The organism is Nostoc sp. EspVER01 (assembly GCF_034530635.1).
Lineage (GTDB): Bacteria > Cyanobacteriota > Cyanobacteriia > Cyanobacteriales > Nostocaceae > Nostoc.
On sequence record NZ_JAVRCS010000007.1, the window covers coordinates 97,055 to 117,483 of the forward strand.

Here is a 20,429-nt window from a genome sequence, read left to right on the forward strand (position 1 = left end):
ACCAATGAAATCGGAGGTCTATATGATGTTTAAAAAGATTCTAGTTGCATTAGATCGCTCAGAAATAGGGCAACAGGTTTTTGAGGAAGCATTAGATTTAGCAAAGTTAACACAAGCTAGCTTAATGTTACTTCATGTTCTATCTTCCGAAGAAGAGGGTAGTCCTTATGCTCCTATGCTGTCTAATATGGACTACTATCCAGGATTGACCAGTCAAAGCTTTGAGTTATACCAACAACAGTGGGATACCTTTAAAAATCTAGGAATCCAGATGTTGCAATCTTTTTGTGCCCAAGCAAACACAGCAGGTGTGACTACGGAATTTACACAAAATGTTGGTAATCCTGGTCGCATTATTTGTGATTTAGCCCATAGTTGTAACGCTGACCTAATTGTTATGGGGCGTCGGGGTCATTCTCGGCTGATGGAACTATTTCTCGGTAGTGTGAGTAACTACGTTCTTCACCATGCTCCTTGTTCAGTGCATGTTGTGCATCTTTCAGTTACTCCTAAAATAGATGAAGTTGTCAAAGAAACTACAAGCGCTTTCAGCGTTAACTAACCACTAAGCTATTCCACATTTAACTTGTATAACTAGGGTGGGCAAAACTTCGGCGCGATCGCTACTTCTGTGCGAGAGGCTATGCTAACGATAACGCTCAGTATGCTGCCTACCCCATAAAAGTTAGTTATCTCAATCAATAATCTCTGTAAATTGAATCTCCAACAAACGATCCTAACTACACTCTATTGGGCTAAAATTGAGCGTAGGCGTAGCCCATCGTAGATATCGCTTTTTGGGGTTGCATATTTGCGGGATGATTTTACTATTTTTGTGGGATGGGCAACATGAGCGTCCCTTGTATTTCCGGGCGGGCAGGATGCCCACCCAACAAGAGTCATCCCTTAATTCAGCAACGCCCGCTTTTATAGTAAGAAATAAAAAGCCCGCTACCAAAATTAGAGTTGAGAGCGACAAGTGGATCTATGGAAAAAGATGCTATCGAGATCGCTGGTTTTCATGCTCATGTTTACTTCGATCCTGCGAGTCGGGATGTAGCTGCGCGTGTACGTGAAGGATTAGGCGCTAGGTTTGAGGTGCAACTCGGACGCTGGTTTGACAAGCCCATCGGGCCCCATCCAAAAGCGATGTATCAAGTTGCTTTCTTACCAAATCAGTTTGAGAAAGTCGTTCCTTGGTTAATGCTCAATCGTGAGGGATTGGATATTCTCGTTCATCCTGAGACAGGGGATGCTGTGGCAGACCACGCAGTTCATTCTCTATGGTTAGGAGAAAAGCTAGATTTAAATATTGAGTTTCTTCAACAGCTTAGTCCGACTTGATCCAACTAAGGAAAGTAAATGACCTGTTGGGTAAAAGTTTTGCTTTGAGGCGTGAAACTTTTTATATTGTGACTAATTTTGGTGAAATTGAAAAAGTCAAATTTCTTAATCAATAAAGGTTTCAGCCTACGGATAGACGCTTTTAGCGGTTTGCTGCAAGTATTCGCAAGAAAGAAAAAAATGGATAAAGTCGAGGCTCAGACCTGACTACAATTTAAGCTACAGCAGATTGCAACTTGATGAGATTGGTATTAAATCTCTTGATTGCGGATAACTGTTTATTAACATCTTCGTTAAAAATAGAAATAAGACATCCGTTTTGCAGAGTGCTATGCTGTTAAGCAACATTCTCATAAAAAGAAATTTGTCTGATGAAAAACATCTCTGCGAAAGAAAAAATTGCAGGCATTTCCCAATTCGGCAAAGCTAATTTCAGAGTCACGAAGAAACAGATTTTGTTTAGTACTCTTATTCTCTGCCTTGGTTTGCTGGGACTAGGTGGTTTCTGGTTTAAATCTAGATATAAAGTTGATAATCAGATGAGTGTAAAACTACAAGAATTATCTAATGTCGATTATCCAGCCAATCCCGCACCATTAGGAAAAAATTTTAAAAGATATTCTAATCGAAAATTAACACTGATTAAGAAAGATGATACACATTTCGATTTTGTATTGGAAGCAACAGACAAAAATACGGCAAAAATAGTTATAAAAAATGTTGATTTAGAGCTATTAGTTCCTAAAGCACCCGAATGGGTGAAAAAAGATCAAGGTTTAGAAATAATCGCTTTTACAGATAGGGAGTGGAACAGGCAACAGATTAGTTTTCCTGCTAATTCAAAAAATATAGAAATTGTTGGAGGAGATGGTTTTGAAAAGCAAAATATTGTAGAGATAGCTTTGGCTAATAATTGCTTAAATGCCGGATTTTGGGAAATTCTACTTTTTACTAAAGAGGATAATAACAAAACCCTTTATTATCAAAGTTGGTTTACTTTCCCAATTGGACATTACAAAAATATTTTTGAAAAAATTAATAAGATTTCATATTGGGAGCATTGGTGGAAATTAGAACACTGGCAAGATCCGAGTGGCACAATAGTAAAAACTAATCTTTTAAGAAATGTCGTCGATCAAAAAGAAGTTGCTACTCAGTTCCCTCTTGATGAGAGAATAATTGTATCAGGAGAGCAAAGTAGAAAAGTTAGAACTACGCTAGCGACCAATATCACCAAATGGAGAGATTTTTACGACGTTAAAAATGAAGTTAAGTTTGCAAGTTTTCGAGCGCCAGGATTTTACGACCAAAATAAGCCTTGGGGAAATCAATACTGGAGAATAGGCAAATTTGATAAAGCCATTTTGAGGAATATTAAACCAATTGGTGTTGAACAAAATTTACAGGAAATTGAGCTAGGATTCACAGATACCAAGACTGGTGAGAAAAATAGATTATTCATCAGTGGCGTTAATCTGAAAAAACTTCCTCAATTGCCTGTAGCAGATTATTCCAAAGGCTTATATATGCCGATGGGAATTGGGATACCTCCTTTTTATCAAAGCTATGAAGAATTAACTAAAAATCATCCAGATGTCAGCCCCTACTTTAGTTTTTTACTAGATTCACAGGAGCGGTGGATAGATCATCACCACTTAGCAGTTGATGGTTCAGTGATGCACCTTGATAAAGATAATCCAAATCTTTTGCATCTTTACTTGCTATCCTATGAAAGAAATACTTTAATAGCTCATTTTTTGATCGATTTAACATAGATATAGCTGTTCTCGGTTCAGTGAGGTATAAAAACCTCACTACCCTCATAACAAGCTAGGAGGCGACTATGATATACCTTATACCAATTCAATTAATAGATTGCAACACATTCTTGGGTAAAAACGCGATAAATTGCGTCTCTATAAATGATCTATTTGTCGCATTCTTTTTTCCAAGTAGATAATTGGTTTTTCAAGACGCGATAAATTGCGTCTCTATATCAGGATTTTATTGCTCATTATGAACTGTATTGAACTCTATAATTGAAGAAACTGGTTGACTTTAATATTTAGTCATTCGGTATTTGCTTGAGTAAAGCTATCCACATATCAGATGGATCTGAATAGTAATCAATTTCTTCAACTTGATATTGATAAGATTCACAACCTTCTCGTAAAATAATGCGATCGCAAGCTTTAACGCTTTTCCCTACTCCAGTCATGTACCCGATTGTTCCTTCATTGAGGCGCTCAAATATGTAGTCGCCTCCACAAACTTGTTGTCTGTAATCATGGGTTTTATTCTTTTGTTTTAATTCTGTTACTGGAGAGATAACCAGAGATAATTTATTTAAAAAACTAAAACTTAAGTTCATACCTGTTATGATTGAAGAGAAGGCACTTAAAAACATTTAAAAAATAGAAATTATAATTCATTTAAAAGCCGATTCTTTTAAATTTACAATACTGTTAACCGCAGATTCAACTGTAAAATCACCTAACTGTTGGACAAGATTTGGTGAGATATAAGGTTTTTGCTTAACTATCTAGTATTAATTAATAAGCTTTTTATGTCTTGAAAATGTCATATATGTATATATTTTAATATCAATATAATTTAGTCACTACTTGTAGTGGCTAGAGCTACATCTATCTGCTTCAGTAGTACTTCTAGGGTAGAAGAGTTATCTAAAACGACATCGGCATGAGCTATTTTTTCTTCGATGGATAATTGGCTGTTAATCCTGGCTCGTGCCTGTTCTGTATTTAAATGGTTTCGTTGTATCAATCTTTGTAGTTGTTGCTCTTGAGAACAACGCACTACCCAGATTTCTGTTACCAAATCAGTCATCCCAGCTTCAAATAATAGAGGCACTACTAACACCAGTATTTGTGACGAAGACTGAGCAATTGCTTTGAGAAAGCGATCGCGTACATCAGGATGAATCAAATTGTCTATCCATTTGCGTTCATCTTGACGATTAAAGATAATTTCGCCTAACTTTTGGCGGTTGAGGCTGCCATCTGGTAGTAAAATTTGTTCGCCATAACGTTGAGCGATCGCACCCAAAATAGGCGAACCTAAAGATACTGCTTCTCTAGCATAAATATCTGCATCCAAAATCGGCAGGTTATAAGTGCTAGCTAAATAATTAGTGACAGTGGTTTTGCCTGTGGCGATACCACCAGTTAAGCCGATTATGCGTTTTGTCATTTGTCATTTGTCAATAATTCTTCTTCCCCTGCTCCCCTGCTCCAACTCATTACTTATTACTCATTACTCATTACTTCCCTGCTCCCCTGCTCCCTCATCTACGAATTTGTCGCCCATACGATCAGTGCTTGGGTTAAACCATCTAAAGTATATTCTTGGGCTTCTACATCCACGCGTCCGAATAAATCATGGCAAGTTTTAGAGGTTTGAGGGCCGATAGAGGCAATACAAACTCCCTCTAAGAATTGGCTAATATCAGAGTTGTTGGAAAATATATTATTAGTAAGTTGAGAGAAAAATTGTACAGTTTTAGAACTGGCAAAGGTAATCACATCTACCTTGCGGTTTTGGAGAGCTAACTTTGCCGCAGGTGGAATACTACTAGGACAACAAGATTTATATGCCGCAACTTCTATCACCTTTGCTCCCTTGAGAGTTAATTCCTTAACTAAAACTTCTCTGCCGCCGCTTTCAACTCTGGGAAATAACACCTTTTTACCATCTAATTTATCTGGGAAATTTTCCACCAAAGAATCGGCAACAAAGTTAGGGGGAATAAAATCTGCTTGCAGAGAGCGTTGTTTTAGACTTTGGGCTGTTTTCTCACCAACGACGGCAATTTTGATGTTAGCTAAGGCACGGCTATCTTTACCTTGGGCAATTAGCCTTTCAAAAAAGTAGTCTACGCCATTGGTAGAAGTGAGAATTAACCAGTCGAAGTCAGATAAATTAGCGATCGCATGATCCAAAGCTTCCCAACTGGAGGGCGGGCCGATTTCTAAGGTAGGCATTTCGATCACGGTTGCACCTGATGCAATGAGGCGATCGCTAAATTGACTCGATTGGCCAACTGAACGTGTAACCAAGATCATTTTACCAGTAAGAGGAAGAGGAGATAGGGGAAAATTGCTTGACATAGAAAGGGGGCTAAAAGTTTTGGCTGTAGTCGAAACCTGACAATCTATTTTCTCAGGTTGTAAGTACTTGCGTAGCCCAACAACTTCGCCAATCACAATTACCGCTGGAGAAAGGGATAATCCGGTGGTTTGTTCCAGAATATTGCCCAGTTGCGCCGTCCAAATTTGTTGTTCGGGAGTTCCTGCCCAACGGATGATGGCAATGGGTGTTAAGTGCGATCGCCCATGTCGCACCAGTTGATCTATGATCTCTGCTAGATGTCGCCCTCCCATCAAAATTACCAGTGTCTCTAAGCGTGACAGCGCCTCCCATTCTAAAACCTCTGGTTCATGAGCTGTAAGCACTGCAAAAGTGCGGCTTAACACCGGATCTGTTAGGGGAATTCCTGCCAACAAAGGTGCTGCAAGGGCTGAGGAAATTCCTGGTACTAGTTCAAAATCACAACCGGATGCTTTCAACGCTTCAATTTCGGAAGTGCAACGCCCAAAAATCAATGGATCGCCTGATTTGAGCCGTATAACTTGTTTTCCTTGCAGACAGTGCTTTACCAGTAACTTGTTAATCTGTGCTTGGCTTGTACTGGGTTTGCCACCGCGTTTACCGACATCCAATTTCAGACAATCATCTGGTACGCACTGCAATAATTGAGCATCTACTAAAGCATCGTAAACTAACACCTGAGCAGTAGCTAAAAGATTGTAAGCTTTTACTGTCAGGTATGCTACATCTCCAGGCCCAGCACCTACGAGGTAGACTTTGCCTTTGTCATTTTTCATTTGTCAGTAGTTATTCTCCCCTGCTCCCCTGCTCCTCATGCCCCATGCCCAATATTCAATTCGTCTGGGTATTAATTTTTTGGATTAGCCGATCGACTTGCTCAACCATCTCCTTGTTTTTCTCAGCTTGGAATAATTCTCTGGCTTTTTTGAGATTAACGATCGCTTCTTTTGGCTGTTGTTGTCTTCCCAAAGTGACTCCCAAATTATAATAAGTGAATGCATCGTTGGGTACAAGGCTAATGGCTTTTTTGTAATGTGCGATCGCTTCTTGTGGTTTACCTCGATCGTCCATTGCATTTCCCAAACCGGTGTAAGCTTGTGCGTGTTTGGGATCGAGACGAATGGCTTCGGTATAGTTGGCGATTGCTTCTGTGAGCTTGCCTTGAGCGTAAAAAGCACTTGCTAAATTATAATGAGCGTCTGCATAGTTAGGGGCGAAGCTGATGGCTTTTTTGTAATGTGCGATCGCTTCTTCTAGTTTGCCTTGAGCGTATAGAGTATTTCCCAAGGCATTATAACCTGCTGGATTTTTCGGGGCGAGGCGAATGGCTTCGGTATAGTTGGCGATTGCTTCTGCTGGCTTTCCTTGAGCGTACAAGGCGTTTCCTAAGTAATAGTGAGCGTCTGCATAGTTAGGATCGAAGCTAATAGATTTTTTATACTGGATAACTGCTTCTGCTAACTCACCTCGATCGTAGAGAGCATTTCCTAAACGGGTGTAAGTCGGCGCATAGTCTGGTTTGAGGCGAATTGCTGCTGTATATTCGGTAACTGCTTCTTTTAGCTTGCCTTGAGCGTAGAGAGCATTTCCTAAGTTATAGTGAGCTTCAGCATACTTAGGTTCAAGGCTGATGGCTTTCTGATATTGTGCGATCGCAGGTTCTAACTGATTCAGTCTTGCTAAAGTCAAACCCAGATTAAAATATGCTCTAGAGTCTTGAGGATCGAGACTAATGGCTTTATTGTATTGAGCGATCGCTTCTTGTGGTTTACCGCGATCGTCGAGAGTATTTCCCAAGGCAATATAAGCTTGTGCAAAATTGGGTTCTAGTTCAATTGCCTTCCGAAAAGCTGCCTCCGCTCCCTTTAAATCTCCCTGTTTATAGAGATTGCTTCCTTGCTCGAAGTTAGCAACTGCGTTTTTGTTGCGAATGACTGCGGACTGAGTAGAGTTGTGAATTTTTGCTAAGATAACGCCAACATTTTTACCAAAGGCGGTATTTTCATTACTCAAACACAAGCAGATAATAGCTGCTACGAGTAGATTCTTGTTTTTCAGCATTTTTATTACCTTACCTGCTTGGTTTACATATAATCTCAAGTTCGGCTAATTGCCATCATACAAATACCCCATTTCAGCCCTTCCTTACTTGTTGTTAGGAGAGCAAAAGTGTAGCTTTGGCGAGGTTATAGCTGGAATTATAAGTGATTAAGCTAACTTGATACAAGTGTAATCTCATATAAATAGGCTTCTTGGCATTTGTCGGGAAAAGGGAAAGGGTAAAGGTTTTGTATTTTCCTTTCCCCTTTAACCTTTACCCTTTTCCCACTATAGATAGTGCTTTATTAAAAGTAAAAAGTCGTTTTTAGGTAATTGCTGACACTTTTGTTTCCATCAATTTAACAATGGCTGCAATTAATTTTTCTGGGTTAAGAGGTTTGGATAAATGCATCTGAAACCCAGCTTCTAGGGCTTTTTCGTGGTCATTGTTTCTCGCAAAGGCAGTCAAGGCAATTGCTGGAATTTGTCCACCTTGTTCTAGTGTCCGAGTTCTCACTTCATGTATTAACATATAGCCATCCATATTGGGCATACTAATATCGCTTACCAACACATCTAGCTTGACCTCTGCTAAGGTTTGTAATGCTTCTTCAGCAGAAGATACTGCTATCACAAAAGCCCCATCTTGCTCTAATACAAAAGCAGCAAAATCTCGTGAATCAGTATCATCATCAACGACTAAAATCCTGATGCCATTCAGAGGTAAGGAGTTAGTAGCTAAGAATGCAGGGTAATTTTGTCCATCCCTCAGCCTTAGACTTTCATCTGGTATAAGCGGTAAGCTAACAGTAAATATTGCCCCTTTACCCTCACCGTGGCTATCTGCTTTGACGATGCCGCCATGCATTTCGATGATATTACGCACAATTGCTAATCCCAGTCCCAATCCACCAAAATTTCTCGTAGAGGTGCTATCTGCTTGGCGGAAGTAATCAAACACGAATGGCAAAAAGTCAGCGCTAATTCCCTTACCCGTATCGCTAACGATTATTTGAGCATAACCATCAGTTTTCTGGAGTCGCACTTCTACCTTTCCCCCTCTGGGTGTAAATTTGATTGCGTTAGAAAAGAGATTCCAGACGACTTGCTGCAAACGAATCGAGTCGCCCATAATTTGTCCCACACCCGGTTCAAATACTGTATTCACCTCAATCAACTTTGTTTCTGCTGCTAACTGCATTGTCTGTAGTGCCGACAATACCGTAGACTTTAGATTAATCTTCGTGATATTCAGCGTCAATTTACCTTGTAAAATTCTGGAAATATCCAGCAAGTCCTCAATAAGTTGAACTTGTAAGGTAGCATTTCGCTCGATTGTAGCTAGGGCTTCAGATGTCTTTGTTTGGTCTAATCTGCGGGTTTGCAACAACTTTGACCAGCCGAGAATTGCGTTGAGTGGAGTGCGTAGTTCGTGAGAGAGGACGGCTAAAAATTCATCTTTAATTCGATTGGCTGTTTCTGCTTTCGCTCGTGCTACTTGTTCTAATTCCAGCAGGTGCGCTCGTTCTTCAAGTATTTGTTTTTGTTCGTGGATATCCGTACAGGTTCCAAACCACTTAACTACAAAACCTTGCTCATCTTTGAGTGGTAAACCTCGCGCTAGCTGCCAACGATAAGAGCCATCAGCCGCTCGTTTAAAGCGATATTCATTGTTATATATAGTGCTATTTTTTACAGCATCAGCCCACACTTTATCAGCTCTTTGAACATCATCTGGATGCAATGCAGCCAACCAACCAGAACCCAAAGATTGCTCTAATGTTAGCCCAGTATATTCGCACCAATTTTGATTAAAATAATCGCATTCACCGTTAGGTTTAGTTGTCCATACAAGTTGAGGAATTGCCTCAGCCAAGTAACGGTAGCGTTCTTCGCTTTGCCGGAGAATTTCTAAGATGCGTTGGCGTTCAAGAATTTCTTGTTGTAATTGCTCGTTAGTCTGAGTAATTTCATTAGTGCGAACAGCAACCATTTCTTCGAGACGATTCTGGTATTTTCGCAGTTCATCCTCTACTCGTAAGCGTTCGGCTATTTGGGTTTGAAGTTCTTGATTTGCTTGTTCTAATTGAGTAGGGCTAGGAAGTGCTAGTGCTTGAGGAACTAAAGGCACAAGCTCTAATGCTGTAATTACAGATATTGTTGCAGTTACTGCTTTGAGAAACCCTGACACCCAATAGGTTGGATACCAAAGTGTCCAAATATCCATTAAATGATTAGTGCCGCAAGCTACAATAAATCCAATAAACAGCAAAAAAATCCAATCAAAGGGCAAATCTTGTCGCTTGCGAACAAAGTAGAAGAGTGTAGCTGGAATTGAGTAATAAGCTAGTGCAATGAATGCGTCAGATAATATGTGTAGCCAAACTAAATTTGTTTGCCATAGATAGCAGTGCCCATGTGGAATAAATGATTCTGATGTAAAAAAGTTAGTCCGCAATTCTGATATTATATTTGACATAAAGACTGGATTGTTTAATCTATAAAATCTATTACAAAATTTCTACCCTTACTAAATAATATTCTAGTACTAAAATATTAGCGATCCAGTGTGTCTAATTTCTGTACTGGTTAAGGAAACTACAATATATCTTTCCAAAACAAAAAGGCTGTTAGTATCATCACTGTTTTGCAAAAATAAATCGTTTCAAATTCCCAATATTCTCTTTTCTAAAGCCTAAATGAATTAATGGTGGCTATGGAGCTTGTAGCGCGTCCGATTGCAATTGTAAGGGCTGTGAAGAGATTGGTCAAACTTGCGGAAATTGTGGACATAATTATGACATATAGCAATCCGATTTGATTTCTGAAATTATTTGTGTAGGAAGGGAACAGAGAAGAAGGAATAAAATTGTACGGAGTTTTGTTCAAAAATCAAATAGGAGTCCGATACAATAGTAAGTTACCAAATAAAAACCATTCTCACCATAATGATGGGAATGGCAAAAAATTAGGAGACACAACAGGAAAATTTAATCTCTGCAATTCTCATTAAACTTAAGATTCACTTGACTTAGCACTCATTTTATCTATTAGCACTCATTTTATCTAATAGTTGAGTGATTTTTTTAGCTTTTTCAGGTTGGCGCTGTTTTTGTAATAAATCTTTAGCTTGTACCAGGTTAGTTTTAGCTTCTTCTTCTTGCTCTTGCTGCATGAGAATATTCGCCAGACGCAAGTAAGCATCAGGATTTTTCGGACTGCGGCGAATTACTTCTCGAAATAATTCTGTTGCTTCTTCTACTTGTCCTTGCTGGTTTAAAACATCTCCCAAAAACAAACGTACTACATCATTAGTAGAGTTGATGGAAATCACTTTGCGAAAAGCTGCTTCTGCACCTTGGTAATCTTTGGCTTGAGCAAGATTGATGCCTTTTTGAAACAAGTCTGAAGTTATCAAAGTTTTCCAAGCGAAATAGCCAAGGATTGACAGACTCAGAACAACTACAACAGCAGCGATAATCGAACTAGTGGGAAAGGTTTCTAGCATTGTCTAAGCCAAAAGACAGGCGATAGGAAAAATCAGATATTCCATAAAAAAGAGTTTCCAGATAAATTGGTAGAATTGAGCGATCGCACTTTTCTCTTGTAAGTCTACCGTCAAACTCCGCAACCACAGCCAAGCCAACAGCCCCAAATGAGTAACTACTAGGAATATAGCGTTAACTGAGGCGACGTTCAGCACCCCAACCAGAATTATTCCCAGATAACAGGCAGTGATTACCCAAAGAGACAGATTGAACACGGCTTGGGGGCCAAGTTTGATGGTGAAAGTAGTAATATTGTAGAGGCGATCGCCTTCCATGTCGGGGATATCTTTAAAGATAGCGATCGCAAAGGTAAACACTAAAATAAATAACGTCAGCACCCACACCACAGGCGGAATTGTTTGGCTTTGTTGCAACGCCCAGCTGTAATGCAGATATAAACCTAAGTTAACAATCGTACCGCGCACCGAAAAAATACACAGCGCCGCCCAAATGGGAAACTGTTTTAAGCGAATTGGCGGTAAAGAATAAGCAGTACCAATGGCTAAACTAATTGCTACCATACCCAATAAAAACGGGCCAGTTAGCCACGCCACAACCAGCGCCAAAATCCCAGTCAAAGCGACAATTAATTTCCCAGTTTGCTGAGAAAACTCACCAGAAGCTAGGGGTAAATGAGGCTTATTGATCTTGTCAATTTCTACATCTTCTAATTGATTCAGCCCCACAATATAAACATTGCCACACAGACAACCAATCCATGCACCAAAGACAGGGAGTAGCGAATACGTAGAGACGTGATGAATAGCGTTTGTAGAGATATGATTAATCGCGTCTCTACTTATAGCAATGGCAATTAAATATAAACCAAAAACACTCAGACTTGTACCAATAATTGTGTGAGGGCGAGAGAATTTCCAGAATGCGTATAACCACTGGAAATATGATTGAACAGGTTTGCCTGGTAAAGGGCTGTTTTGAGAACTTTGGCTCATGAGTAGCTTAAATACAGTATTCTGCTTGGTTGTTAATCATTGTCACAGAATTTGGTCATTAGACTTCTTTCATGAATCAATAGACCTCTTGCATAAATCAAAAATAAGAAAGAACCCCACGCCAAAGCTACGTTTTGTCTCCCCTCGCCGCAAGCGGGGAGGGGTTGGGGTGTTGAAATTGGCTACCCTTCTCCTCCGTGCCCTCTGCGGTAGGCTGCGACAACCCGAAACCTCTACGTTATTCTAAACTTATAACTTCTTGCGCCAACTTAAATCAAGAATGCGATTAATTTTATACAGTAAACCCGGCTGTCATTTATGTGAAGGCTTGCAAGAAAAGCTAGAACAAATCCAAAATCTCAGTTTCGAGTTGGAAATTAGGGATATTACGACTCGTGAAGATTGGTTTGCTGCGTATGAGTATGAAGTGCCGGTAATTTATTTATCGAACCGCAGAGGCGCAGAGGACGCAGAGGGGAGTGAGAAATTATTGCCACGTCCTTCTCCTCGTGCTAGCGTGCAGCAGTTGGAGCAAATGTTGCGTAAATATTTAGCCAATTAGAAAAAAATAATGCAGAATAAGCGCAAGATCAAGAATGTGACGAGGTTCACAAAATGAAATTGCGGGAATTACTAACAGCGGTAGACAGTGTTGAGCAATTGCCTAGTTATCCAACTTTGGAGGATGTGGAAGTTAGGGGTTTAAAGACGAATTCCCATGCTTGTCGTGTGGGTGATTTGTTTATTGGGATGCCAGGAACGCGGGTTGATGGTGGGGAATTTTGGCAAAGTGCGATCGCATCGGGGGCTGTAGCTGCGATCGTTTCTCCCGAAGCTGCACAAAAAAATCCTCCCACAAATCAGGCTGTGGTCATCAGTGCAAGTAATATTACTCAAGCTTGTGCGCAGATAGCCAGTGCTTTTTACGGTTATCCAGGGCGAAAACTCAAGTTGGTAGGCGTGACTGGTACAAATGGCAAAACTACAACTACTCATCTGATTGAATTTATACTCAACAAAGCTAATCTAGCTACAGCTTTGATGGGAACTCTCTACACTCGTTGGGCAGGTTTTGAGCAAACTGCTGCCCACACTACGCCCTTTGCCGTGGAACTCCAACAGCAGCTAGCAGAGGCGGTAAAGGCTGGTAGTGAGTTCGGGGTGATGGAAGTAAGTTCTCACGCTTTGGCTCAAGGTAGAGTGTTGGGTTGTGAATTTGAGGTGGCAGTATTTAGTAATCTTACTCAAGACCATCTCGACTATCACAGCGATATGGAAGATTACTTTGCTGCCAAAGCGTTGTTGTTTAGCCCTGATTATCTCAAGGGACGGGCAATAATTAATGCTGATGATTCTTATGGGAAGCGGTTAATTTCCTCGTTAGATTCCCAACGGGTTTGGAGTTACAGCGTCAACGACAACAGCGCTGATTTATGGATGAGCGATTTAAGTTACCAGCCAAATGGTGTTAGTGGGACATTACACACACCAAAAGGTGACGTGGCTTTTCGATCGCCCCTCGTCGGACAATATAATTTAGAAAATCTTTTAGCAGCCGTAGGAGCAGTTTTGCACTTAGGGCTAGATTTGCAGTTAGTGGCAAATGCAATACCTGAGTTTCCTGGAGTTCCCGGACGGATGGAACGGGTACAGATTAGTAATGAGCAAGATATTAGCGTGATTGTCGATTATGCCCACACGCCCGATAGCTTAGAAAATTTACTGAAAGCAGCACGTCCGTTTATACCTGGCAAAGTGATTTGTGTATTTGGTTGTGGAGGCGATCGCGATCGCACCAAGCGCCCAAAAATGGGTAAAATTGCTGCTGAGTTAGCTGATGTGGCAGTAGTGACATCAGATAATCCCCGGACTGAAGACCCAGAAAAGATTTTGCAAGATATTTTGGCGGGAATTGCTGATACAGTACAGCCAACAGTAATTTGCGATCGGGCGATCGCAATTCGTACCGCTATTTTACAAGCACAACCCGGTGATGGAGTATTGCTTGCTGGTAAAGGTCACGAAGACTACCAAATTCTCGGCACCGAAAAAATCCATTTTGACGACCGAGAACACGCCCGCGACGCTTTACAGCAAAGACTTAACGTACAAGCTTAATTTGGGCATTGGAAAAGGCAGAGGGGCAGAGGAGAAAAACTTCCTGCAACTTCTCCCCTGCCCCCCTGCCTCCCTGCCCCTCATTGGGTAGACTTTTTTATAGTTAATATTTCTTTCCGTGGTAATTTTGTAAAAAATGCACACATAAAGGTGAAAATCGAAGACAGAATTATTTCTTGCTTCATCCTTTTTGTGCTTGACTCATGAATGTTTCTTTGGCTAAGGATCTGTCTGTTTATCAACTGGTTATGGGAGTGCAAGCGCCTCCTAAACCATTGTCCCTCAGTCCTGCTACTCTGCTATCACTGGTGAGAGCGCAAATTGACTTACTCATTGAGCAGCAAATTGCAGCCACTCTATGGGTGAAGCTACCACCAGATAAAATTTGGCAATCAGAATTAGCGCGTTATCAATCCTCGGTAGGTGCGTCTAGTCTCATTTATACTTGCCAGATTGAGGAGAGTAGGAAAGGGGAAGCAGGGGGAGATGAGGGAGCAGAGGGAGACAAGGGAGAGGAAAAAGTAAATACCTCCTTGTCCCCCTTGTCCCCCTCATCCTCCTTGTCCCCCTATCACATTCCTGTTCACCTACCACCAGATAGCCAAATGCGACGGGAAAACTTTCTAATGGTGTTATCGCCACAGTTTTGCAGTTTAATTTTGGCTCATCGACCACTTAAAAAACGCAAAAATCAGACATCGGGGAAGGTAAATACTAATAAAAACCAGCCATTGCTGATTATAACTACTGTTGAGGGGAGAGTAATTCAGCAAGTATTAAATAGTATCCAACAAGCGATCGCACCAGAATCATCCTCAATTTTACCTGCTAGTTTTATTTGTCCAACCGTGCCCCAAGCGGCACTTATGAATCAACTGTTGGCAAAACAACTCCTTCGACAAGATGAAATTAATCGTCAAATCATCACAGTACGCACTAATAAGTTGGAGCAGCAAAATCAAGAACTGCATAACAAAGAGCAACTTAAAGATGAATACCTGAAAAATGTCTGTCAGGAACTGCGTATACCCTTGACGCACATGAAAACAGCACTGTCGTTATTAAATTCCCCTAATCTTAAACCCCCACAACGACAACGTTATTTACAGATGTTAAATACTCAGTGCGATCAGCAAAACTCCCTGATTAATGGTTTCTTGGAACTGGTGCAGCTAGAACAAAATTTGGAGGGGACGACTTTGGAGTTGGTGCGTCTCTCAGATATAGTACCTGGAGTAGTCAGTACCTACCAACCTGTAGCCCAAGAAAAAGGAATTATGCTAGCCTACACCGTACCGACTGAACTCCCATCTGTTTGGTGCGTGAGTGGTAAGCTGAGGCAAATTGTGATTAATCTGCTGCACAACAGCCTTAAGTTTACCCCTAATGGAGGTCAAGTATGGGTGCGTGCCCGTAGTCAAGGCGATTATGTCCAATTAGAATTCCGCGACACAGGTATCGGTATTGCCGAAAACGAAATTCCCAAAATCTTCGATCGCTTTTATCGCGTGCGTACAACAGCAACCGAAGATTATGGTGGTGCTGGGTTAGGGTTAACGATAGTACAGCAATTGCTGTTGCGCTGTGGTGGATCTATTTCTGTAAAAAGTAAATTATCTGAAGGTTCTACCTTTACAGTGCAACTGGCAACTGCTGGTAATATGCCAAGAGCGATCGCTACAGAAAATGAGTTATGAGTTATGAGTTATAAGTGATGAGTTAAAAATTCATAACTCATCACTCATAACTTATAACTCCTACAGTTATCTTGCCTAACCTGCTGCAAACTCAGTAAACTTCCGCTTATAAGGAGCATGAAAACCCAAAACAATATCTTGTTTTGGCACTCCAGCAGTTACAATTATTCAGCGCTCCCATAACACCAAAAATTGGTTTAAACGGTGACTCTTGTACCGTCAAATTTGGTGAAGGTGAAGCCATTGAATATTTCTTTATAACCCAGTCTCTCATCCCTGAGCAGACTAATAGCAACCTCTTCTCCTAAAGCCAAAGCAGCGGAACCATCGGAACGCCAATGGATACCGCCGTGACCGCGACCAATCGCATAATTAGTTGCCAGTTTATTCAACTCTCCACCCACAGTTAATGGTGATCCACTGTAAGCAATTACTTTTGTCGGGTCTTTGGGATCGGGCACTACTGGCGAGGGAATAACAAAGTTTTCATCAAAAAATGCTTTTAACAGTGTGACATTGACGCCAGCAGTAGCAGCCGCACCACCTGTATAAGATGAATGGATTGGCGCTGCTTCTGGATATGCTTGGGGCAATAGATAGGTGCCGAAGGTGCTAAAGGTCTGAGCCAAAGCTTGGGAATTAAAGACCTCAGAATTAATTGGATACTGAGCTTTATTAACAATGTTGTTGTAGACTAGCCCTCCATAGGCTTCTGGGCGGAGAATGCGGTGGACATAATACTTCTGCCAGTACGAGGCTCTAATCGCACGCGAGGTACCCAAGTTAAGCAAGGCTTGTAAATGTCCCACTGCAAAGGTTGCAGCTGAACCACTTTGAGTTCTCGATCTGACGTAGGGATTGCCTGGATTCAAAGGAGTACCGATGCTACCAAGAATCAACGAGGCTCCCACGTATGTAGGGCCGCCAATATGGGCATACTCACCTAAATCCCGAACCGTGACTATGTAACGGTTTTTGGGGTCGTATTTAATAGATTTCCCGGAACTACCTCCATTCTGAACAGTCAACCATTCCTGGAAATTGAGTAGAAAGTCATTACCAGGAAGAGCAGTACGAATCAATGGCGAAACAGACTGAGTTCCCCAAGGAATAGTTAGCAACAAAAATTGTGAGAGATAGGGCCCATCTAGCACCCCTGGTGGAGTAACATATTTTGTACTTGAACCGGAACCGACGTAGTTGACACTACCACGAAATAAAGTTTGAGGGGTGACACGACCATTTTGTTTTGGTCCTTGAAACGCCGAAAGCTTGTTGAGGTCTTCAACGGCTGCCAAGACTTTTGGGTTATCAGTATTGTTTTGGAGCTTAGAAAGAGGTACATCTCGGAGTAAAGCTTGCCAGTAGAGTTCAACTGCTTCAGCAGCGCGCGATGCACTAGCTAGAAATGGTGGTGACGGTACAGCTATTTGTGCTGCATTGATCCCTTCTAGGCTAATTGCTAGGGCCCCTTGAGGATTGACCAGCTTTCTAGTGCCACCCAAGATGATATTTTCATAATCATTCGGGTTTTGTGTTGTCAATGCTCTGGTCAAAGAGTTGTAAGCTTCCAGCTTGACTTCGCCTAGCTCGTTATGCGGTAGTCCTCTACTGTCAGAACCGATTTTGTTGGGATAACGCTCCTCATCGCCGTTGGCCGGATGAGCCGGAATCGGAATATTTCGTTCAAGTGCCGCTGCTTGAAGACGTACTCGATAGGCTTTATCAACAAACCTCCTGTAGTCGAAGGGTCGATTATTATACCGCCTGTTGACGGCTTGGGCTTGTACAACGTCTCCAACATCTCCTCCGTTCTTTGAGGAGAAAGGTGAACCTAAAACTCCTGCAACAACGCTAGCGGCACTAAATAAACCAGCGCGACCAATAAATGAGCGTCTGCTGGCATGACTACCAAAAAAACGTTTGCTAGCTACACGGGGTTGTTTCAGTTTATCTATTTCGCTATTAGCCTGAGTATCTTGCTCGGAACCTTGATGAGAATTTGGATCTACTTGCATGAGATGTTCTCCACTGGAAAAAAATAATGCAAAAATTTAGTCATGAGTCAATACATGAGCATCTGAAAGCTAGAACAACTAGCCACACATGAAATACCCACCTCCTAAGAAATAAGGCAGAAGGGAAGAGGATTTGACTTGTTTCTTCCATCCATAACGGAAGCGAACGCGTTCGTAAACAGCTTCTGAGAAACAGAGTAATCTCACCGGATTTGAAATGAAATCTAGGGTTACTCTACTGGAAGGTAACTTGCATAGGAGTAATTCTCCTAAAAATCATGTCGGCATTCAGTGCTGGTATGATGCTTTCATCAGATGGCTGTTATGCTTCTGTAGTTGTAATCAGTCTGATAGGATGTTGCCGGATTAAAGCACAGCTAAAACCACCGCTTACTTCCAGTCCAACTATTAACTACTAAAATTCTATCGGTTTACCGTATTTAAAATGTTAAATCAGACTCTCTCACAATTGGTGATGAAAATCAAGAGGTTTTTACAATAAATTTAGTAAGAGCGTTAAAGTCCGATAGTCACAGGCGCATAGCATCGTATTCCGTGCTTTTGACTGTGGATGAAACGCGATGTGATGTTTTTGATCAAGTATCAAAGGCAGAATAGCACGCTTGTAAACCCTAAATCCCTGGTATTCCTGGATGAAAGGGTGTGGAGTTGCAGGTTCGGGTGTGGGAAATTGAAAAGATGTTGTACTATGCGATATACTCGCATTCATTTGTCTTAAACACTACACCCAACACCTTGCCCTGGCGAAACCTCACCAGTTGATGTGCAACTTAAATGCGTAACAGCTTACCACTCTGCTGAAGCCACAAAGCTGCTTTTAGTAGCACATCTGAAACGATCGCTGTATCTTGTATACTTGCTTGACGAATTGAGATGTCTATTTATTTATGAATAAATATTAAATAAAAATAGATTAAACAAAATTTTTTCTAGGTTATTTACCAATACAGAACTTACTAAAAATCCTCTCCAAAACTGATTCTGTTACTTCTTCTCCAGTAATTTCTCCTAAAGCTTGAATCGCACCCCGTAAGTCAATTGTCCAAAAATCAAGAGGTAACTGCTGGGCAATTGTTGCTTGCACCTGTTCCAAAGAAATTTTAGCCTGAGTTAAGGCTGCTCCCTGTCTTTGATTAATGGCTAAATCCATATCAGCAGCTTGCACTTTTCCAGATTGAACTATTTCTAAAATTGCTGTTTCTAAAGCATCAATACCTTGATTTTGGGCTGCGGCTGTGACAATTTTGGATTTTGGACTTCGGCTTACCTCGGCTCCGCTCGGCACAAGTCGCTCAGTCGAACGATTTTGGATTTTGGATTGCAGAGTTGTTCTTTTGCTTTCTTCTACTAAATCGATTTTGTTAATCACTAGAATCAACGGACGGTGTTGTACTGTTTCATAAATTTCTTCATCGCCTGCTGTCCAACCTGCGGAAGCATCGATGGTAAGCAAGACTAAATCAGCTGCATTGGCAGCACGACGCGATCGCTCGACGCCAATTTTTTCCACTTGGTCTGTTGTTTCCCGAATCCCTGCTGTATCTAGCACTTGTATGGGAATTCCCCCAACAACTAACTGAGATTCCACCACATCGCGGGTTGTACCAGGTAAATCAGTCACAATGGCGCGATCGCTCCGACTCCAAGCGTTCAATAAACTCGACTTACCCACATTTGGACGCCCAACAATTGCCACTTTTAAACCAGTGCGTAGCAACTCACCTCGATCTTTGGTTTCCAATAACCTAGTTATTTCTGCGGCAATTCGATCGATTGCTGATATTATTGCTTTATCATCCAGCGGAGGTAAGTCTTCCTCAAAATCAATCCGAGCTTCAATTTCTGCCAAGATATCCAAACAGTTAGCGCGTAACTGCCGAATTGGATGAGCTAATTTTCCTTGTAAACCAGCTAAAGCACTTTGAGCAGCTTGGGGCGATTTAGCTCCCACTAAATCGGCAATACCTTCGGCTTGAGTTAAATCCAATCGTCCATTCAAAAAAGCGCGGAGAGTAAATTCTCCCGGTTGCGCTAGTCTAGCCCCATTTTCCAAACACAGTTGTAATACCTGCTGCACCGCCATAATTCCCCCGTGGCAATGGAATTCTACAACATCTTCACGGGTGTAAGAACGGGGTGCTTTCATAATCAGCAACAAAGCTTCATCCACTATTTGTTGCGTCTGGGGATGGTGAATGTAACCGTAGAGAATCCGGTGACTTTCCCAAACTTGTCGCCCTGGTGCATGAAAGAGACTTTGGGCGATTGCCATTGCTTGAGAACCGGACACCCGCACAATGCCAACACTACCCTGTTGGGGGACAACAGCAGTAGCGATCGCGGCTATAGTTCCAGTAGTAGCAAACAGTTCTGACATGAGCGCCCTTTATAAAAGTGAGGAGTTAGGAGTGAGGAGTTAGGAGTAAAAATCATAACTCATAACTCATAACTCATAAGTTTCTAAATGGTGAGTATTTAGACTAATGAGATACCAACTGGCAAGGTAAAATTTACCTGTAGGTCATGCCTGATAGTAAAGAGTTAAGAGTGAAGAGTTAGAAA

16 protein-coding genes are annotated in these 20,429 nt (G+C 41.4%); 6 read left to right on the forward strand and 10 right to left on the reverse strand.

The window, feature by feature from the left end:
- The first annotated feature begins 25 nt into the window (after window positions 1-25).
- The 3 genes from RMX69_RS08455 to RMX69_RS08465 all read left to right on the forward strand — a co-directional run bounded on the left by RMX69_RS08455 (window position 26) and on the right by RMX69_RS08465 (window position 3,119).
- On the forward strand, window positions 26-562 hold the full coding sequence (locus RMX69_RS08455) for a universal stress protein (RefSeq protein WP_289799961.1): 537 nt from the start codon (window positions 26-28) through the stop codon (window positions 560-562).
- Window positions 563-987: 425 nt separating this feature from the next.
- Window positions 988-1,344: a DOPA 4,5-dioxygenase family protein gene (locus RMX69_RS08460; protein WP_322637161.1), complete on the forward strand. Its 357-nt coding sequence runs from the start codon at window positions 988-990 to the stop codon at window positions 1,342-1,344.
- 371 nt (window positions 1,345-1,715) lie between these two features.
- Window positions 1,716-3,119, forward strand: coding sequence for a hypothetical protein (locus RMX69_RS08465; RefSeq protein WP_322637162.1), 1,404 nt, complete (start codon window positions 1,716-1,718; stop codon window positions 3,117-3,119).
- 290 nt (window positions 3,120-3,409) lie between these two features.
- On the opposite strand, the gene RMX69_RS08470 is transcribed toward RMX69_RS08465, so the two are convergent.
- From RMX69_RS08470 to RMX69_RS08500, 7 genes are all read right to left on the reverse strand, one after another.
- Window positions 3,410-3,715, reverse strand: coding sequence for a hypothetical protein (locus tag RMX69_RS08470; protein ID WP_322637163.1), 306 nt, complete (start codon window positions 3,713-3,715; stop codon window positions 3,410-3,412).
- 242 nt (window positions 3,716-3,957) lie between these two features.
- Window positions 3,958-4,554: a dephospho-CoA kinase gene (gene coaE, locus RMX69_RS08475; protein ID WP_322637164.1), complete on the reverse strand. Its 597-nt coding sequence runs from the start codon at window positions 4,552-4,554 to the stop codon at window positions 3,958-3,960.
- Between the two features lie 98 nt (window positions 4,555-4,652).
- Window positions 4,653-6,248: a uroporphyrinogen-III C-methyltransferase gene (cobA, locus tag RMX69_RS08480; RefSeq protein ID WP_322637165.1), complete on the reverse strand. Its 1,596-nt coding sequence runs from the start codon at window positions 6,246-6,248 to the stop codon at window positions 4,653-4,655.
- 55 nt (window positions 6,249-6,303) lie between these two features.
- On the reverse strand, window positions 6,304-7,533 hold the full coding sequence (locus tag RMX69_RS08485; protein ID WP_322637166.1) for a tetratricopeptide repeat protein: 1,230 nt from the start codon (window positions 7,531-7,533) through the stop codon (window positions 6,304-6,306).
- Between the two features lie 304 nt (window positions 7,534-7,837).
- Complete coding sequence (locus RMX69_RS08490) at window positions 7,838-9,991, reverse strand: ATP-binding protein (RefSeq protein ID WP_322637167.1); 2,154 nt, start codon at window positions 9,989-9,991, stop codon at window positions 7,838-7,840.
- 564 nt (window positions 9,992-10,555) lie between these two features.
- Window positions 10,556-11,020 (reverse strand): tetratricopeptide repeat protein, encoded by a 465-nt coding sequence (locus tag RMX69_RS08495; RefSeq protein ID WP_322637168.1) that lies wholly within the window; start codon window positions 11,018-11,020, stop codon window positions 10,556-10,558.
- Between the two features lie 3 nt (window positions 11,021-11,023).
- Window positions 11,024-12,013, reverse strand: a complete 990-nt coding sequence (locus tag RMX69_RS08500) for a homogentisate phytyltransferase (protein WP_322637169.1) — start codon at window positions 12,011-12,013, stop codon at window positions 11,024-11,026.
- 280 nt (window positions 12,014-12,293) lie between these two features.
- On the opposite strand from RMX69_RS08500, the gene RMX69_RS08505 reads away from it, so the two are divergent.
- The 3 genes from RMX69_RS08505 to RMX69_RS08515 all read left to right on the forward strand — a co-directional run bounded on the left by RMX69_RS08505 (window position 12,294) and on the right by RMX69_RS08515 (window position 15,828).
- Window positions 12,294-12,575: a glutaredoxin family protein gene (locus RMX69_RS08505; protein ID WP_322637170.1), complete on the forward strand. Its 282-nt coding sequence runs from the start codon at window positions 12,294-12,296 to the stop codon at window positions 12,573-12,575.
- A 53-nt stretch (window positions 12,576-12,628) separates the two neighbouring features.
- A complete protein-coding gene (locus RMX69_RS08510; protein WP_322637171.1) occupies window positions 12,629-14,131 on the forward strand; it encodes a UDP-N-acetylmuramoyl-L-alanyl-D-glutamate--2,6-diaminopimelate ligase in 1,503 nt (500 codons plus the stop codon).
- A 203-nt stretch (window positions 14,132-14,334) separates the two neighbouring features.
- Window positions 14,335-15,828, forward strand: coding sequence for a DICT sensory domain-containing protein (locus tag RMX69_RS08515; RefSeq protein WP_289796558.1), 1,494 nt, complete (start codon window positions 14,335-14,337; stop codon window positions 15,826-15,828).
- Window positions 15,829-15,903: 75 nt separating this feature from the next.
- Here RMX69_RS08515 and RMX69_RS29405 read toward each other — a convergent pair whose 3' ends face one another.
- From RMX69_RS29405 to mnmE, 3 genes are all read right to left on the reverse strand, one after another.
- Complete coding sequence (locus tag RMX69_RS29405) at window positions 15,904-15,996, reverse strand: element excision factor XisI family protein (RefSeq protein ID WP_409878033.1); 93 nt, start codon at window positions 15,994-15,996, stop codon at window positions 15,904-15,906.
- A 29-nt stretch (window positions 15,997-16,025) separates the two neighbouring features.
- A complete protein-coding gene (locus RMX69_RS08520; RefSeq protein ID WP_322637172.1) occupies window positions 16,026-17,846 on the reverse strand; it encodes a vanadium-dependent haloperoxidase in 1,821 nt (606 codons plus the stop codon).
- Window positions 17,847-18,801: 955 nt separating this feature from the next.
- A complete protein-coding gene (gene mnmE, locus RMX69_RS08525; protein WP_289796560.1) occupies window positions 18,802-20,244 on the reverse strand; it encodes a tRNA uridine-5-carboxymethylaminomethyl(34) synthesis GTPase MnmE in 1,443 nt (480 codons plus the stop codon).
- Between the last annotated feature and the right edge of the window lie 185 nt (window positions 20,245-20,429).